17 protein-coding genes and 1 other annotated feature (1 of these 18 running past the window's edge) are annotated in these 18,056 nt (G+C 40.7%); of the genes, 1 reads left to right on the plus strand and 16 read right to left on the minus strand.

The genetic code is table 11. From position 1 onward, the window contains the following. Positions 1 to 127: 127 nt before the first annotated feature. From mprF to yfmF, 9 genes are all read right to left on the minus strand, one after another. Positions 128 to 2,689 carry a bifunctional lysylphosphatidylglycerol flippase/synthetase MprF gene (mprF, locus tag IGI42_RS08395; protein WP_438717028.1) on the minus strand — a complete coding sequence of 854 codons (2,562 nt, stop codon included), beginning with the start codon at positions 2,687 to 2,689 and terminating at the stop codon, positions 128 to 130. Between the two features lie 342 nt (positions 2,690 to 3,031). After that, on the minus strand, positions 3,032 to 4,588 hold the full coding sequence (gene rny / locus IGI42_RS08400; RefSeq protein ID WP_438715386.1) for a ribonuclease Y: 1,557 nt from the start codon (positions 4,586 to 4,588) through the stop codon (positions 3,032 to 3,034). Between the two features lie 275 nt (positions 4,589 to 4,863). Next, positions 4,864 to 5,907, minus strand: a complete 1,044-nt coding sequence (gene recA / locus IGI42_RS08405) for a recombinase RecA (protein ID WP_438715387.1) — start codon at positions 5,905 to 5,907, stop codon at positions 4,864 to 4,866. A gap of 117 nt (positions 5,908 to 6,024) precedes the next feature. Beyond that, positions 6,025 to 7,272: a competence/damage-inducible protein A gene (locus tag IGI42_RS08410; RefSeq protein ID WP_438715388.1), complete on the minus strand. Its 1,248-nt coding sequence runs from the start codon at positions 7,270 to 7,272 to the stop codon at positions 6,025 to 6,027. Between the two features lie 398 nt (positions 7,273 to 7,670). Next, positions 7,671 to 8,252 carry a CDP-diacylglycerol--glycerol-3-phosphate 3-phosphatidyltransferase gene (gene pgsA, locus IGI42_RS08415; RefSeq protein WP_438715389.1) on the minus strand — a complete coding sequence of 194 codons (582 nt, stop codon included), beginning with the start codon at positions 8,250 to 8,252 and terminating at the stop codon, positions 7,671 to 7,673. 17 nt (positions 8,253 to 8,269) lie between these two features. Further along, positions 8,270 to 9,145, minus strand: coding sequence for a RodZ domain-containing protein (locus tag IGI42_RS08420; RefSeq protein ID WP_438715390.1), 876 nt, complete (start codon positions 9,143 to 9,145; stop codon positions 8,270 to 8,272). Between the two features lie 14 nt (positions 9,146 to 9,159). Beyond that, the gene (gene ymfI / locus IGI42_RS08425) at positions 9,160 to 9,885 is read right to left on the minus strand and encodes an elongation factor P 5-aminopentanone reductase (protein WP_438715391.1); all 726 of its coding nucleotides are present in this window, start codon (positions 9,883 to 9,885) and stop codon (positions 9,160 to 9,162) included. A gap of 1 nt (position 9,886) precedes the next feature. Next, positions 9,887 to 11,179 (minus strand): EF-P 5-aminopentanol modification-associated protein YfmH, encoded by a 1,293-nt coding sequence (gene yfmH, locus IGI42_RS08430; protein WP_438715393.1) that lies wholly within the window; start codon positions 11,177 to 11,179, stop codon positions 9,887 to 9,889. Next, complete coding sequence (gene yfmF, locus IGI42_RS08435; protein WP_438715394.1) at positions 11,172 to 12,434, minus strand: EF-P 5-aminopentanol modification-associated protein YfmF; 1,263 nt, start codon at positions 12,432 to 12,434, stop codon at positions 11,172 to 11,174. Before yfmF ends, yfmH begins: the two co-directional genes overlap by 8 nt. A 144-nt stretch (positions 12,435 to 12,578) precedes the next feature. On the opposite strand from yfmF, the gene mscL reads away from it, so the two are divergent. After that, on the plus strand, positions 12,579 to 13,049 hold the full coding sequence (gene mscL, locus IGI42_RS08440; protein WP_438715395.1) for a large conductance mechanosensitive channel protein MscL: 471 nt from the start codon (positions 12,579 to 12,581) through the stop codon (positions 13,047 to 13,049). Positions 13,050 to 13,248: 199 nt separating this feature from the next. Here mscL and IGI42_RS08445 read toward each other — a convergent pair whose 3' ends face one another. The 7 genes from IGI42_RS08445 to epsC all read right to left on the minus strand — a co-directional run bounded on the left by IGI42_RS08445 (position 13,249) and on the right by epsC (position 17,890). Further along, positions 13,249 to 13,494, minus strand: a complete 246-nt coding sequence (locus IGI42_RS08445) for a Veg family protein (RefSeq protein ID WP_438715396.1) — start codon at positions 13,492 to 13,494, stop codon at positions 13,249 to 13,251. A gap of 117 nt (positions 13,495 to 13,611) precedes the next feature. After that, complete coding sequence (locus tag IGI42_RS08450) at positions 13,612 to 14,184, minus strand: sigma-70 family RNA polymerase sigma factor (RefSeq protein ID WP_438715397.1); 573 nt, start codon at positions 14,182 to 14,184, stop codon at positions 13,612 to 13,614. Between the two features lie 70 nt (positions 14,185 to 14,254). After that, positions 14,255 to 14,779, minus strand: coding sequence for an NYN domain-containing protein (locus IGI42_RS08455; RefSeq protein ID WP_438715398.1), 525 nt, complete (start codon positions 14,777 to 14,779; stop codon positions 14,255 to 14,257). Continuing rightward, a complete protein-coding gene (gene rlmB, locus IGI42_RS08460; RefSeq protein WP_438715399.1) occupies positions 14,779 to 15,567 on the minus strand; it encodes a 23S rRNA (guanosine(2251)-2'-O)-methyltransferase RlmB in 789 nt (262 codons plus the stop codon). The genes IGI42_RS08455 and rlmB overlap by 1 nt, the downstream gene beginning before the upstream one ends. Further along, positions 15,551 to 15,955 (minus strand): Mini-ribonuclease 3, encoded by a 405-nt coding sequence (locus IGI42_RS08465; RefSeq protein ID WP_438715400.1) that lies wholly within the window; start codon positions 15,953 to 15,955, stop codon positions 15,551 to 15,553. The genes rlmB and IGI42_RS08465 overlap by 17 nt, the downstream gene beginning before the upstream one ends. Continuing rightward, on the minus strand, positions 15,955 to 17,364 hold the full coding sequence (cysS, locus tag IGI42_RS08470; protein WP_438715401.1) for a cysteine--tRNA ligase: 1,410 nt from the start codon (positions 17,362 to 17,364) through the stop codon (positions 15,955 to 15,957). The genes IGI42_RS08465 and cysS overlap by 1 nt, the downstream gene beginning before the upstream one ends. After that, a complete protein-coding gene (epsC, locus tag IGI42_RS08475) occupies positions 17,357 to 17,890 on the minus strand; it encodes a serine O-acetyltransferase EpsC (protein WP_438715402.1) in 534 nt (177 codons plus the stop codon). The genes cysS and epsC overlap by 8 nt, the downstream gene beginning before the upstream one ends. A 125-nt stretch (positions 17,891 to 18,015) precedes the next feature. Then, positions 18,016 to 18,056, minus strand: a binding site (T-box leader) (it continues 168 nt past the right edge of the window).

Below are 18,056 nucleotides of genomic sequence, written 5' to 3' on the forward strand. Positions count from 1 at the left end.
AACCAGCTCCGCTGTGGTCATTCGTTAAGTCGAACACGGGAATTACACCAACTATCCATTAGTCGAAACAAAATATTTTCTTTCATACAAAAAACTCGATCTGAAAAAAATTCAGGTCGAGTTTCGTTTATACTTCAATCATTTCATCTGTTAAGGTTGCCCCTTTATTTTTCCCACGGCCAATCAGCAACAGCAGTTGCAAAGCAGAAAACACAAAGCTGCTAGATTTCATATAGGCAAAATAACGTGGCCGCCAGTAATCTACGTACAAAGTCTTCTCTTCAGTTACCTGCTGAAAATCATAAAAGGAATTCCCATACTTGTAGATCAAATTCATAATCCGTTCACCTAGGAAGGAATAAGAAGTTTCCCCAACTTTAGCTAAAGGTGCCATCCCTTGGTACACTTGTTGAATGCCTTGGCGTTTCAATTCATCCATTAATTGCAATTTCAAGAAAGTAGGCAGTTCCTTAGGTACGTCATTACGATAGCGCAACAGATCATACGAGCTACGATTTGTATCGATCGGCTGTTTGGAGATAAACCCGACAATCTGATTCGCCGGATCACGTACAATCCCCACCTGACTTGCTTCTAAATAGTCCCGGTCAAAACGCCCGACAGAAAAATGTTTCTCCTTTTCTCCATTTAACCACTCTTCAGAAATTTCCCGCATTTCTTCGTAAACCTCATCGGGAATCTTCGTAAAATAGATAAATTGGTATCCTTCATTCGTTAGCCGTTTAAATTCGAAACGATCGGAGAAGACCTCGCGAGGATGTGCTTGAAAATCCGTAACACCATTTTCACCAATCTTGTCAAAATGGAAACCAAGATCATGCAGCAGCAAAACATACTCATCAGAAATTTTGTAAAAAGCTAACTGATACCCTAAACGATCGGCATGCTCCAAGAAAGCAATCGTGGCAGCTTGCCACTTCTCGCGATTACCGATTGGGTCACCTAAAACAAAACACTTATTGGCCTTTGTTTGAAAACCAAATACAATCTGATCATTGCCATTTTCTTGATAATAATAGTAAGTATAACCAGGCAATCGTAAGTAATGCCCAGCGGCTGTCCCGCCATGGCGATTTGTTAAATAGTTGAACCGTTTCTCATCCCAGGCTGTTCCTAGCTCTTCTTTGCCTTGGGTCAAGTACTGATACAAAACGGCTAAGCACAAGATTGAAAGAATCAAGCCCGTAATACCCGAAACCCAAATCTCCTCTGACGGAAAAGAAAAGTAGCTATTAGGAATAGCTTCCGATCGCCAAAACTGACCGCTTTGATAGCCGGCCACTGCATAAAAGATAAATAATATACCGAAAATTAGTCCATCCACGATTAAGCCGCCCCACGAATAAACAAAACGTTTCCGTGAGAATTCATTACGAGAAGCCCAGACAATCAGCAAGACTAATACATACGCAACAATCAAGCGCAATGAGGCTGTTTTTGCCACTGTATTCACAATGCCAAAAGCCAACAACAAAATCGTTGGCCAAAAAGCTTTACGAACCTTTTCAGCAATTCCCCGAGCCAAACCTAAAAGCAAAAAGCCAACTAACAAATTCAAGGTCTGATCCAAAAAATCAAAGGAATAAGGCAGCAGCACTTCAAACAAGCGACTGATATTCGACAGGTTAGTAAACGTAGACAGCAAAATCATCATGATCCCCGCAAAGTAGACGGCACCCACTAAGATCGCATGAGCCAGTTTTTGTGATAAAATTCGCGGCAAGTTGTCAAAATAGCGATTCATCCGCACGCTGGTGCTGGTCAAGAAGATCAAAATACCAGAAAGAAATGGCAACAGATAATAAAATACCCGATAAAACAAAATCCAGACAACCGCCTGACTTTGATTTAACCCTAAGTGTCCTAAACCTAAAATCATCATGACATCAAAGGTACCTGCTCCTCCGGGAATCATGGTGATCATCCCAAAGCCAGTAGCAATTACAAACATTGGATAAACTGCCCCTACCGACAAACGAATTCCCATTAAATAGCCTACCGTGAGAAACACAGCTAGAGCACCTAACCATTGACCTAAAGAGGCAACATAAAGAAGTACAATGCGGTTGGTTTTAAACTCTTTAAACAGCGTTTTGCGCCGAGCATAGACCAAAGCAAACAACAGCGGAGCAAAAGCCCCTCCTAACAACAACCAAATTCGGTAGCGTACAAAAGGATTACTCGTCCGAAACAAAAATAAATCTAGCGCAGTGATGAATGCTAAAATAGAAAGTCCGCTTAGCATAAACAAAGCGACTTTAGAAACTGTGGCCAGTACTTTTTTCTTTTCCAGATTTTTACCGTAGAAGCTAGCCCGCAGACTCGCACCGACAACGCCCCCAAATCCGGCTAAGTTATTAATTGTATTAGTGGTCCAAGCAGCTATCAACCATTCACTGCGTTCCAGCTTAGGTCGACCTTCATCTTCTAACGTTTTGATAGCCACAAAGTCATATAGGAGCATCGGGATAACACCGGCCAAACCGACTCCCAACATACCGAATAAAGACCATTGATCTTGCTCTTGAATCGTCTGCCATACTTCTTGCCAACTCATTCCTTGTGCGATATGAGTCACTTGGTTGGCGACGAAAAATAAAACAATACCAAAGAAAAGAATCTTCAATAAGGTAGCATGACGTTTGAACCATTTACTAATGTGCGTCATACGTTTTTTCACTTACTTTCTCCTACTCATCTTTTCTATTATCGTAGCTTATTCCCGACCGTTTGCCAACTTGAAACTGCCTATTTTTCAAAGTTTTCTACTAAATGATTCTAAAAAGGAGAAAGGCTTCGTAAACTGCTTACGCTTTGGCACAATAAGATTAAAGTTGGAATGGCTGTTCCGCAAGTTTCTACTAATTTCCGCTTATTGTCGCCAAAGTTAGTTTGTGGAGCTGGACACCTTTCCCCTTGGTTTAACAAAATTCTCGATTGCCAAACACGAATACTTTCCTTACAAATAAAATAAGGCAAAAATCACAATGGATTTTTGCCTTAATGATAACTATTTTGCGTAATCTGTTGCTCGGGTTTCCCGAATAACCGTTACTTTGATGTGACCTGGATAATCCAATTCATCTTCAATCTTGCGACGGATATCGCGAACTAGACGTACCGCTTCTAAATCAGAAATTTCTTCTGGTTTAACCATCACACGGACTTCACGTCCAGCTTGTACTGCGAAGCTAGAATCCACGCCATCAAAGCTGTTGGAAATGTTTTCCAAGTTTTCTAAGCGGCGAATATAGTTTTCTAATGATTCGCTGCGGGCACCTGGCCGAGCGGCAGATACCGCATCAGCGGCTGCTACCAGCACTGAAATCACTGAAGTTGCTTCTGTATCGCCATGGTGAGAAGCAATGGCATTGATTACGATTGAATTCTCACGATATTTCGCTGCTAATTCTGCGCCGATCTCCACGTGGGAACCTTCGATTTCGTGGTCTAACGCTTTTCCGATATCATGCAGCAAACCGGCACGTTGCGCCATTTGGATATCTTCGCCTAACTCGGCAGCAAGAACACCGGTTAATTTAGCAACTTCCACGGAATGATCCAATACATTTTGACCATAACTAGTTCTAAAATGCAAGCGACCCAAAATCTTAATCAAATCTGGATGCAAGGTATGTGCGCCCACTTCAAAAGCAGCTTGTTCTCCGTATTCACGGATGCGTTCGTCCATTTCCTTGCGGGATTTTTCAACCATTTCTTCAATTCGAGCTGGATGAATTCGTCCGTCTTGAATCAATTTCTCTAATGTCATGCGGGCAATTTCCCGACGGATTGGATCAAATCCTGACAACACCACCGCTTCAGGTGTATCGTCAATAATCAAATCAATCCCCGTTAAGGTTTCTAACGTGCGGATATTTCGTCCTTCACGACCAATAATGCGACCTTTCATCTCATCATTTGGTAATGTGACAACAGAAACAGTTGTTTCAGAAACTGCATCAGCACCGCAACGTTGAATGGCCATTGCCAGAAGGTTTTTCGCTTTACGATCTGCTTCTTCCTTAGCCCGTTGTTCAGATTCTTTTACCATTATAGTTAATTCATGGTTCAATTCTTCTTCTGTCGTGCGCATGATGACATCTTTAGCTTCTTCCCTACTTAAGGAAGCTACTTGTTCCAGTTTTGTTTGTTGTTCTCCAATTAGTTGCTCTACTTCTTTTTCTCGCTCGTCAATTAATTGCTGTCTAGCACTGAGTTTTGTTTCTTTGTCTTCCAGTGAGTTTTCACGCTTCTCGATTGAATCGTCTTTACGATCTAAAGACTGTTCTCTTTGAAGCAAGCGATTTTCTTGAGTTTTTAGTTCTTGTTTGCTTTCTTTCAACTCACTTTCAATTTGTGCTCGATACTGCTGGTTTTCTTCTTTGGCTTCTAACAAAGCTTCTTTTTTTAAGGTTTCAGCTTCTTTTCTAGCTAGATTAATAATTCCTCTAGCTGAGTTTTGTGCCCCGTCAATTTCTTTATCATGGCGCGATTTAGCAACCATGAAACCTAAACCAAGACCGACAATTAAACCGATGATAGCGAGGAGAATAGGAACTGTCATTGAATCCACCTCCGTACTATCTATTTTTTATGTGTAGTTTTTTGATAAACGTGGTTAAAATTATCAATATGCCTACTTGCATGCGTGTGTATTGTATAGTCACACAACTTTATTCTAATGTTTGAAAGATAGGGTGTCAACTTTATTTGACGCTTGCTGTTTGAATTTCCAGTATTCTTGTATGTTACAAATTGTCGTATGTAAATAAAATCGCCGCCTGAAGCTTATAAATAAAAAAAACACTAACGAAATTTATATCTCGTTAGTGTCTAATCTTACTCTTCTAAAGGTAGTTCTTCTTGTCCTGCTTCTTCTGGTACATCCACCGCTTCACCAATGCCATAAGCCGCACGGACACGAGTAGAAACTTCCGCAATCATGTCTGGATGCTCTGCCAAGTATTTCTTCGCGTTTTCACGTCCTTGACCAATTCGCTCATCCTTATAACTGTACCAAGCACCACTTTTATCAATGATGTCCTGTTCAGCAGCCATGTCTAACAATTCTCCCTCTTGTGAAATGCCTCGTCCATACATAATATCGACTTCAGCCACTTTAAACGGTGGAGCAACTTTGTTTTTTACTACTTTAATCTTAGTCCGGTTCCCGATGATATCCGTTCCGTTCTTTAATTGTTCAGCTCGGCGTACTTCTAAACGAACCGTTGCGTAGAACTTCAACGCACGTCCGCCAGGAGTTGTTTCTGGGTTACCAAACATGATGCCGACTTTCTCACGAATTTGGTTAATAAATACGGCAATTGTCTTCGTCTTGTTAATAGAACCAGACAATTTTCGCAGCGCTTGAGACATCAAACGAGCTTGCAGTCCCACGTGGGAAGCACCCATTTCACCGTCAATTTCTGCACGAGGAACCAAAGCAGCTACCGAGTCAACAACAATAATATCCACTGCGCCACTGGATACTAACGCATCAGCGATTTCTAAGCCTTGTTCTCCAGTATCTGGTTGAGACAATAGTAATTCATCAATGTTTACCCCTAAGTTTTGGGCGTATTGTGGATCCAATGCATGCTCTGCATCGATAAATGCTGCAGTGCCGCCTTGTTTTTGTACTTCAGCAATGGCATGAAGTGCCACTGTTGTTTTACCAGAACTTTCTGGTCCGTAGATTTCAATTACTCGTCCACGGGGATAGCCGCCTACACCTAAAGCCACATCCAGTGCCAATGAACCACTTGGGATAGTCGAGATTTGTTGGTCAATCTTATCCCCTAGTTTCATAATAGAGCCTTTACCATAGTTCTTTTCAATCTTCTTCATTGCAGCTTCTAATGCTGCTTTACGATCGTCAGCCAAATGCGAATCCTCCTTATAATAAAAACATTTCAGTGAATGATTTTTCTCGGGTCAGTAGTAATAGTTTATCGGTTTGCGACCAAAAAAGCAAGCTAAAAACGAACAAACATTCGCATTTTAATCTTTACTTAAAATTGCCCGTCGAATTAAATCCAGCCCCTTCATAACAGCGCTATGACGCACATAAGCCCGATCACGAGAGAAGTGATTTTCAGTAATAATGGTTTCTTCACCCTTTTGTGCCAAGGCAATGTAGACTGTTCCAGGAATTTTACCTTCTAGCTCATCTGGTCCAGCTACACCCGTAAATGACACCGCGAAGTCCGTATCAGCTTTTGCCAAGGCTTGCTCAGCCATAGCTTTTGCACATTCTTGACTTACAACCCCATAAGTATCCAATAAAACTGGATCGATGTCTAAGAATGCGGCTTTGGTTGCTTTGGAATACGTAACAAATCCTCCTGGAAAAACCTGAGAAACACCTGGAATTTGTCCTAAAGTTGCTTGAAACTCACCAGCAGTTAGGCTCTCAGCTGCTGTAACTGTTAGCTGGTTCTTCTTCAACAATTCGACCGTAACTTCTTCTAAACTGTTAGTATCGCCGTAACCATAGAAAAATTCGCCCACCTCAGCCATAATTTCTGACTCCACTTGATCCAGCAAAACGGTTGCTGATGTATCATCTACTGTATTTGCAGTAATTCGCAAGGTTACTTCATTTGGCTTAGCATAAGGTGCAATCGTAGGATTGGATTGATGTTTGATCATATCAGCCAGTTTTGTTACCAATAATGATTCGCCGATCCCGTAAAAACGCAAGACTCGAGAGGTAAGTACTTCTTGGGTTGGAAATTCCTTTTGCAACAAGGGCTTTGCTTGTTCTAAAAACATCGGTCTTAATTCACTAGGAGGTCCAGGCAGTAAGATGTAATTATTTTTCTTACCTTTATACAAGCAACCAATGGCAAGACCTGTTCGATTTTGCAAAGGAATGGCTCCTGCTAATGTTTCTACTTGGCGTAAATTATTTGGTGTCATTGGGTGCTGGCGATTTTTAAAGAAGGTCATCATGTGTGCGTATCCTTCATCATCCTGCACCAGCGGCACACCAACGTGATCAGCTAGTATGTTCTTTGTTAGATCGTCATCTGTGGGTCCTAATCCGCCCCCTAAGATGATTAAATCACTTCGAGTATCTGCTAACTGCAGAAGCTCTTCCAAGCGCTTTGGATTGTCACCTACTACCGTGTGGTAATACACATCAATTCCTAAATCCGCCAATTGCTCCGATAAAAAGGTCGCATTGGTATTGACAACTTGCCCCATTAATAATTCTGTTCCGACAGCTATAATTTCTGCTTTCATTTCATCCACTTCTTTCTTAAGATACGCAATTTCCCTTCAACTATACCAGAAAAATGAAAATTTCGGGAATTTTTTGTAGGAAATCCCTCACTCTTCAAAACTAGTAAAACGAGGTACTCGCAAGAAGAAAAACTTCCGCAATTTTGAAACACTCGCTAATTTTTTCCTTTTTGCTTATCGTCAAAAAATTAATTTGTGCGTTCGCACACTGCTTATACTACTCTAGCAAACTTATTTGCTGCAAAACATCTGTCTTTCATCTCGTTTAAGAACACAAAAAGTGGCTGTGACATGAAACGTCACAGCCACTGAAAGCCGCATAATCAGTGTAACAGAAGCAGTTCTTTCGAAAATAAGTTGAACACTTCTTTCACAACCTCTAGTTTAAATAGATAAATTTACATTGAGCCTTTGAATAATGCCGTATTTTTAGCAAAATAGTCATAACCAGAGTAAACAGTAAAGAACAAACATACATATAACATAATTTGATCTACTGGAATCCCAATATAATTGAACGGCACATTATTCAAGTAAAGCAGAACAATTCCGATCATTTGAGTTGCTGTCTTTATCTTACCAGGCATAGCCGCTGCCATTACGCCGCCACCTTGCTCTACAATCAATAAACGCAACCCTGTTACAGCTAATTCTCGGCAGACAATAATCGCAATCACCCAAGCAGGTGCTTTGCCTTGCTCTACAAGAATGATAAAGGCAGTCATCACCAGCATTTTATCAGCCAATGGATCTGCAAATTTCCCGAAGTTAGTGACTAATCCTCTGGCACGAGCAATTTGTCCGTCTAGATGATCTGTATAACTAGCTATCGCAAAAACAATCGCTCCTACTAGTTGAGTGACTGGTAAAGCTGTATCTCCGGCATTTAGTGTACCCCAATCCCAGGGTGCCAACACAATAATCATAAATAACGGAATCATAAAAATACGAAGAACCGTCAATTTATTAGGTAAATTCAATGTTCTGCTCCTTTCTTCTACTGCACATAGTTCATAGTTAAGTTGATGTTCTTTTGACTAAGCGAACCCGCAGGTTGAAAGTCCAGTGGTTCATCATTTACTTCAATACTTGCATAATCCGCAATCCCAACTGTAATCATTGCCTGCGCTGTATTAGCTGGCAACTCGGTCGTTTGAGTCTCGTTAGGCTGCAAGGTGTATTGGTAAATCAAAGCGCCATTCACCTGAACCCCTACCCATACTCGCTCTTTTCCCGTAAAACTCAATTTTACTGGTCCATCAATTTGATCGATTCTCATCTGGGCGGTAGCCGTAGTGTTGTTTTCCATAGTAATCGCCATTTTAGGTTTCTCAGGTTCTTTTGAAGACTCACTTGTACTTTCAACGGTTGAACTACTCTCACTTGTACTTTCTAGTGTACTTTCACTAGCACTTACGGAATTTTCAACTGCCATCGAGTTATTTGGAGAAATAATTGGTGCCTCTCGATTATCCAACCACATCATATAGCCGACAACTACCACAATTGACAAAGCTACCAAGCCTAAAAGTACCGTGGGTAAACTGGCTTTAATCCGCTTTTTCGTTGGACTCTCTACGTGCTTATTCCTGCGAGAGCCTTCCACCGTTTCGATTTCAGGATAAACTGGCTGCGGCTGGTCCTTTCCATCATAGACATCTAATAAATAATTGCCATCTAACTTCACTTCTTCTGCATATTGACGAATAAACGCTCGCAAATAATAATCACTCGGCAGTGATTGGAAATCGTTGTCTTCTAAAGCAATCAAATAACGTTTTTGAATTTTAGTTCTTTGTTGCAGCTCATCCAGACTAATCTTTTGATCGATACGGGCTTTTTGTAGTGTTTTACCTATATTTATACTAGCCACTCGTTTTCTACTCCTTAATTCGTCCAGCCGCCGGCAACCACCAAGGTCGTCCCGGTTGTATAGCCGGCTTCCATTGAACATAAATAATTACACGCCGCAGCCACTTCATGTGGTTCGGCCATCCGACCTAAAGGAATATCGGCTGATAAGCTCTCTTTTTCACTTGTTGACCAGTTTTGATTCATCTGCGTATTCACCGCACCAGGCGCTACAGCATTTACAGTAATGCCTAATGTCGCCACCTCTTTCGCATAGGCTCTGACAAACGCTTCTTGCCCGCCTTTAACCGCACTGTATACAGTTTCCATACTACTACCTTGTTGAGCATAGATTGAGCTGATAAAAACAACTCGTCCTCGCCCGCTTTTAGCTAATTTAGCTTGAAGCTGTTGCAGTAACAAAAGGGGGGCTTTTAAATGAATACGCCACAAATCATCCATTTGTTGACTTGTCGTTTCTGGCAGTAAACTGTATGCGGTAAAACCAGAAGCAAAAATGATGCCGTCAACTGGAAATAACTGGTTCAAAAAGCCCGAGATTGCAGACTCCTCTAGCATGTTTAAGGATACCACAAAAAAATCTTGCTGAGGATAACGTTGCTGCAAGTCTGAAACTAAATTTAATACTTTCTCTTGATGATGATGGTAATGGCAATAAAGGGACCAGCCATCTGCTGCCAAAGCATAACAGATCGCTTGCCCAATATCTCCACTAGCCCCCATTACAAGACCATAAGGCATTTTATCCCTCCTTACGCATATAAAAACGGCTAAAGGCTTCTTCTTTAATCAACAGCTCCCCAGCTGCTAAGATATCAGCCAATTTTACACTTTGAATCAACTCAGGCATATCAAACAAGGTCCATTCGCCAAAAATCGATTGCGTAAATTGATTAGCAACGTATTCCAACGCATTTAATGATTGAAAATATTTGCCCAACATTTTTTTCTTTAGCAATGCTAAATTTTCTTCATTAATTTCAGCATCTTGCTCAAAATTCAGCAAAATTTTAGTCACTTCGTCAGCTAGACGTTCCGGCTTTTCAGTATCTCCACCAAAATCAGCAAAATAGAAGCTGCGATCCAACGAAAACTCATAACCGAAACTGTCATCAAGAATTCCTTCATTATACAAACGCAGATAATTCTGAGAAGTATTTCCCAGTAGCAACTGCAGCAATAAATCGACAGATAGTTTAAAAATCAAGCGCTTTTTATCATCTTCTGGCAACGGAGAGACCCCTTTAATACCGATGATTGCTTTAGGAATCGATACTGGCATGGTCTGCTCACTAACTTTAATAATATCTGCTGTTGCTTCTTCCGGAAATTGACGTTGAATCGGTTCTGGTATAGGAAAGTCTTTCTGTGCCTGATTTTCACGGATAAAGTCCATCAGTGCCTCTGGCTCTAAATTGCCAACTACAAACAAAGTCATATTGCTAGGATGGTAGAATGTCCGGTAGCAAGTATACAAATCTTCTGCTGTAATCTCAGCAATAGATTCGACTGTCCCTGCAATATCAATGTGTAGCGGATGTTTCGGATACATATTTTTCAAGATGCCGAAGAATTGCTGCCAATTCGGGTCATCTAGATACATTTGGATTTCTTGCCCAATAATTCCCTGCTCTTTTTGGACCGATTCTTCAGTAAAATATGGTTCTTGAACAAAATCCAGCAAGGTTTTCAAGTTCAGCTCCAATTGATCGGTAGTTGAAAACAGATAACTAGTCCGAGTGAAACTGGTGAAGGCATTGGCTGAAGCACCCTGTTCGCCAAATTTCTGGAAGACATCGCCTTCTTCTTTTTCAAACATTTTATGCTCTAAAAAATGCGCAATACCATCTGGTACAGTGATATACTCCTCGCCACCCCTTGGAATAAAAGTATTGTCGATCGAACCATAATTTGTGCTAAACAGCCCATATGCTTTATGATAGCCCTCTTTTGGCAGCAAATAGACCGTTAAGCCATTGGGTAGAACTTCTTTATACAAGGTCTCATTGATCTTTTCGTAGGTTTGTTTATCCATTTTGCTTTCCTCCGTCTAAAAAGAAGATGGCTTGAAGCTGCAGCTGTTTTGCCACTTGCTGTACTTCTTCCTTAGTAACCCCTTCTAGTCGTTTCAACCATCGTTCATCTGATAGTTGGCTACCCGGCAGCCACTGATCTAAATAAGCAATTTCAATCATATTTTGCGGACGGTCTAACCCCAGTAAATATTGGTTTTTGAGCATCGCTTTGGTTTGTTGAAACGCTAAATCAGTGAAATCACCTTGTTGTAAAGCTTCTAGTTGTTCAGCAACTAAGTGCATCACTTTATTGCGATTCTCACTGTTAATACCCGTTTGAACACTCATATATCCACGAAATGTATCAAAAGTACTTGAGGCATAATAGGCCAAGCTTTCCTTTTCACGTACATTCATAAACAACTTGGAATGAGGAAACCCACCAAATAAGCCATTGAAAACTAACAAAGGAAAACGCAGCGCATCTTCATAGTAAATACCTGTTGAATAGGCCAGATTCAGTTTCCCTTGAATGACTGCTTCTTGTAGTTGCTGTTCCCTAATCACATTGGTAGTCGCCTGCTCGTAATAGATTTCTGGCGATATTTCTTCACGATCTGTAAACGGCAACGCTGCAAATAAATCGGCGACCTCTTTTTCAGTAACATCACCCACCACGAAAATATCCAGCTGATCTTCTGCCAGCACTTCTTGGTAATAATCAGCCACCGTTTGGTTCGTTTCATTTTGTAAATCAGCGACTGTCCCAAAGCTTGGTATTTGCTGCGCTTCATCCGTAAAATAGGTTTCTTGTAATTTCAAAGAAGCCAACGTTTGTTTGTCTTCTTCTAGACTTTCTAAATAACCCTTCAAATTTTCTTTTTCTAATTCAAAGGTTTGCTCATCAAATTTTTCATCTTTAATATTAGGATAAAATAGGACTTCTTTGAACAAGTCAACCGCCTGAGCCAAAATCGTCGAATCATCAACATATTTTCCATTGACAATACTAATACCAAGATTCAGCCAATGTAAATTCCCTTTGCGACCCACGCTTAAGCCAAAGCCAGCACCATATAGTTCAGCTAAATGTGCGCTTAGTTTCGTTTGATCAGGATAGTTTAACGAATTAGTTTCTAATAAATTAGCTAACAGCGTACGAGTTGTCATCTTATCTCTGCGCAACTGCGTAGTAAAGCGCCCATAAATTTGAATCGTTTTGTATTTTTTCGTTGGTAAGACGTGAAGCCGGATGCCTTTTTTTAATCGAATCATAGATACGCTCCTTTAATTTGTCATCACCTTCAATTATAGCACAGGAAAAAGGGTTCAGCCGAAATTTGCTATAGTGATGCCTTTTGTTTCATCTTTCTTTGTGAGTTCGTTATACTTATAAATGAGAAGATAAGGAGGAAAAAAATGTTTAAAGAATTCAAAGACTTTTTAATGCGAGGGAATGTCATCGATTTAGCCGTTGGGGTTGTCATCGGGAGTGCGTTTACTGCAATTGTGAACAAGGTAGTCGAAGGACTTATTACACCACTGGTTGGTTTAGTTGTTTCATTATTTACTCGAGGTCAAAATCTAGAAGACGCTGTATCTGTTTTAGACTGGTCACCTGTTAAAGGGGTCAAATTTGCCTTTGGTGATGTAGTTAGTGCTATTATTACCTTCTTAATTACCGGTTTTGTCTTGTTTCTAATTGTAAAAGCAGCAAATCGAGCAAAATCATTAGGTGTAAAAGAAGAAGAACCTGAAGAAACTGCCGCACCTACTGCCGAAGATTATTTAGCGGATATTCGTGATTTATTGGCGCAACAAAAACACTTGCAAGAAAATCAAAAAAACGAGACTACTGCAATGGAGCCTGAAAAACACACTGACTTGTAAAATTTCAAGCCCCTAAAAAGCTTTAAACACTTGCTCGGCTTTTTGAAGTGCTCAGACATTGGAGAAACGGTTAGTCACGTTTCTATAAACTAGCTTTGTATAGTCAGCCACCGTTAATACTGCTTTAGTCAGCTTTGCCTTGTGAAAAAACTTTCTTTACAAAATATAAAAACCATGGAGCAAAAATGCTCCATGGCTCTTAAACTGCTTCAGTTAAAAATTCAATTTCTACTGTACGTGTTAGTACATCGGAATAGCTGTACGATACCCGTTCAAAAGAATTTTCATCAGGATCCAAATCGACTACAAACACAGATGGATAAATCTCTGTAAGAATTCCTCTACGTTGCGTCTGACGTTTTCTACCTGTTTGAGCAACTAGTAAAATCGGACTACCTAAACGATCCTCTAAGCTCTGCTTGATGGTTGCTAAAGTTGTTGGCATACAGTTCACCTCAACCTACATTATAACAGAAAAAGTTAGAATTTACAATGTTATCATAAGAGAAATTGTTTTGCAACCCTTTATCCATCAATAAGCGTTGTAAACGTTTGCAAAAACTTAATCTGAATAATATAACTCTTTTTTTATTTTTCTTTTGACTCTTCCAAGACCATTTAATACTGATTGGTATGACTTATTCAGTTCTTTGGATATATCCATCAGCTCAGTATTTTTCATATATGCCTCAAAAACTTGCGCTTCAAATGGTGAAAGCTCCAGCCCAACTTTTTCCAACGTCTCACGAATGATCAGTTTATCGTCAAAGTGTTCATTGTACAATAAACTTGGATTGTAATATTCAAGCCCCTCAGTTTCGATTGTAATTGTATCTTTTTCCCCTTTTCGCTTCAATGCTTCTTGTCTACGCAATTGTGCTCGAATTCGATTTTCGAGAAGCACCTTAAAGTAAAGTCCAAAAGTAACTTTCTGCTGCTCTTCGTAATTCATGATCGCATCTTGCAGTGCCAGTCTTCCTTCTTGCATCCAATCTTCTGTGTCAAAAAGTCGGATAAAATATTTGTTCATCAGTGAATAGATAATTCCAGAATAATTATTAAAAATTTCCTCATACGCTAACTCGTCACCTTTTCTTGCTTGTTTGATCAAAGAATTTAACTTGGTAAAATCCATACAACCACCCCTCTCTGACAAAAAGAATACTTGATTTTTATCAAATGAGAAGTGGTAGCAGACTAACTTGTTATTTTTGGCTTAGTTCGTCCCTTTTTTGGGACAAATCATGCAATTGCGATTCATTCCACGGAGAATTACGACGAAAATCGGTAAATTGCGTATCTTTAGTATTACCTAAAATCGTCTCCTCGGTTTTTTGAACATCTTTGTAGAGCTCTCGGGCAGACGTGCGCAAAGCGCCTTGCGAAAAAACCGTCCATTGTTCTGCCAAATCACTAGTGGCCACAGTTACTTGTGTTAAGCGGTCGTTCAGCTCACCTGCTGTCCGCTCAATATAACTGTCGGCAGTTTCGTCCTCTTTAGTAAAGACAACAGTTAGTTGATATTTTTGATAACTCTGCTGAATCCCTGGAACCAACTGTGCATCGAATACTACAATTACCTCTAGTCCTTGATATTTTGCATAATTAGATAGTCGATTCAGCAGTTCTTCACGAGCTTCTTCTAAATGATCTTGTTTTTTTAACTGAGAAAGCTCTGGCCAAGCCCCAATCATGTTGTAACCATCCACCAGTAGTAACTGCTTTTTCATCAGTTGCCACTTCGCTTTCTGACTACTTCAAACATTAGAAGACCTGCTGCTACACCAGCATTTAAGCTTTGTACGTGTCCTGTCATTGGAATAGTCAGCATCTCATCTACATCCTTCTTCAAACCGGCACTCATCCCGCGACCTTCATTACCGATAATTAAGGCAATTGGACCATCAACCTTCCATTGACGATAATCTGTTCCTTCCATATCCGTTCCAAAGACCCAGTAACCAGCGTCCTTCAATTGTTTAATCGCTTGACTAAGGTTTGTCACTCGAGCGATTGGTACATACTCAACAGCTCCGGTTGAAGCTTTTGTGACTACTGGTGTAATTCCTACTGATCGATGCTTGGGAATAATTACACCATTCACTCCACTGGCATCAGCCGTTCGTAAAATAGAGCCAAAGTTATGGGGATCTTCTAAACTATCTAAAATTAGTAAAAACGGTGCTTCTGCTGTAATTTGCTCCAACAGGCCATCCAATGTTAAGTATTCATACGGCGTAATCGCCAGCAGAATCCCCTGATGGACGCCATGATCACTTAAGGTATCCAATTTTTGTTTCGGTACCCACTTCACTGGAACTGCCTGTGTTTGAGCCAACGATTTCAATTCTTCGATCTTCTCACCGCGGGCATCCTCTTGTAGAAATAATTTATTCCCTCGACCTGTCTGCAAAGCTTCCACCGTTGCATGATGGCCGAAGACAAAGTTTTTTTCTTCTGTTGTTTCTTCTGGTATAGCTACCGCTTTCTGCGGCTTGCGTTTACGCTTGTCTTTCATCCACTTCGCCTACTTTCTTAATACACCAATCCATTAATTCTTCTAAACGTTCTTTTTGTCCCAATAAATGCAAGTACCCCATTACGGCTTCAAAGCCTGTTGACATACGATAGGTCATTTTATCGGTATTCTTAGCAGAAGTATAGCTTTTTGCGTTGCGCCCACGACGATAAATGCCTTGCTCTTCCTCAGTCAACAGTTCAACAGCGTCCATTTCATGAATCAGCATCGCCTGAGCCTTGGCGGAAACATAACGAGTCGCCATATGGTGCAGCTTATTTGGTCGTGTTTGCCCAGAAAGAACTAAGAAATCGCGAATATAGCTTTCGTAAATGGCATCGCCAACATAGGCTAAAGTCAATCCACTTAATTGTTTTACATCTATCATTAGGCTCTTCTCCATCGCGTACCTTGAGGTGTGTCTTCTAAAATGATTCCTTGATCCTTTAATTGATCGCGGATTTCATCACTGCGGGCGAAATTTTTATCCTTCCGCGCTTGATTTCGTTCAGCAATTAACTGATCGACCTCTTCATCCAATAAACCGGCCGTTTCAAAATTAATCCCAAAAACTGCCAATAGCTGAGTAAACATGGTTAATCCATAATTTAATACCTCAGCAGAAACCTCTGCATTTTCAATATATTGGTTTAACCATTTAGCCAATTCATAAACCACTGTAATACCGTTTGCTGCGTTGAAATCATCGTCCATTTCTTTTACAAAGCGACTCTCTAAATCATTAATAACTTGAATGTTTTGTTCATCGTCAGTCAGCTGCTCTGCAGCCGTTTCTTTACGGAAATTCACATTTTCAAAGGTTGTCCGTAGCCGTTGCAAATTGGCTTGAGCATCCTTCATCGTTGTATCACTGTAACGGATTGGTCGGCGGTACTGAGTTGTTGCCATAAAGAAGCGCAGTACCTGCGGGTCAACTTCTTTCACCATTTCATGAACAGTAACAAAATTGCCTAGAGATTTACTCATCTTCACATCGTCTTCGCCAATGGTCACATAGCCATTATGCATCCAGTAATTGGCGAATTTTTTGCCGGTTTTCGCTTCGCTTTGAGCGATTTCATTTTCATGATGTGGAAATTCCAAATCTTGTCCTCCACCGTGAATATCTATAGTATCGCCTAAATGTTTGGTCGCCATCACTGAGCACTCAATATGCCAACCTGGACGTCCCCTTCCCCAAGGTGATTCCCATGAGATTTCATCTGGTTTGGCTGACTTCCATAAAGCAAAATCTAATGGGTCTTCCTTTATCAACTGTTCGCTTCCTGTACGCTGACTAGCTCCAACTTCTAGTTCGTCAATTGACTGATCGCTTAATTCACCATAGTCTTCAAACTTGCGGGTCCGGTAATACACATCCCCGTTCGATTCATAGGCATATTCTTTTTCAATCAATACGCTGATAAAATCAATAATGTCTGGAATATGATTCATCACCCGCGGATGCAGGGTAGCTGGTTTTACGTTTAGCGCGGCGGTATCTTCTTCAAAAGCCGCAATAAAGCGATCAGCGACTTCCGGTGCCGTCAAAGAAAGTTCTTTAGCGGCCTTGATGATTTTATCGTCCACATCCGTAAAGTTCGAGACGTAGTTTACTTCATAGCCACGGTATTCGAAATAGCGGCGGATCGTATCAAAGGCAATCGTACTGCGGGCATTGCCGATGTGAATGTAGTTATAGACAGTTGGTCCGCAGACATACATCCGGATTTTACCTTCTTCGATTGGTGTAAATACTTCTTTTTCACGAGTTAATGTATTGTAAATTTCAATCATGTTGTACCTTCTTTCCATTGATTCTTACCACTTTAGCTGGTATCCCGACGGCTGTAGCATGGTCAGGTATATTATTCAAAACAACTGCTCCAGCACCAATTTTAGCTCTGGTACCAATTTCAATTGGCCCTAAAATTTGTGCATTAGCGGAGATAAAGGCTCCTTTTCTAACAGTCGGGTGGCGCTTGCCAGTATCTTTCCCCGTCCCTCCTAAGGTTACCCCGTGGAACAACACGACTCCTTCTTCTACCTCTGCCGTTTCACCAATTACTACTCCAGCACCGTGATCGATAAACACACCGGGAGCTATCTTTGCTCCTGGATGAATCTCAATTCCCGTTAAAAAGCGCCAAAACTGCGAATGAATCCGTGCCAGCAAAAACAAGTTTTTCCGATAAAGCCAATGGGATAGTTTATGAAAAAACAAAGCATGTATCCCCGGGTACGTGAGTACGACTTCAACACTTGACTTAACAGCAGGATCATTTCGTTTGGTAGCTTCTATCGCTTGCTTCCACCATCCCATTTTAATCGCTCCTTTTCTTTCAGACAACGAATTCCCCTTACTTCCCACAAGTAAAGGATTACCCCAACACTTTCAGCATAGCCTTTATTCCCAGACATAAAAAAACGCACATCTTTTGAGTTTCCTCAAAAGACGCGCGTTCACGTGGTCCCACTTTTGTTTGCAG

Origin of the sequence: Enterococcus sp. AZ109 (assembly GCF_051714625.1) — a bacterium.
Lineage (GTDB): Bacteria > Bacillota > Bacilli > Lactobacillales > Enterococcaceae > Enterococcus_A.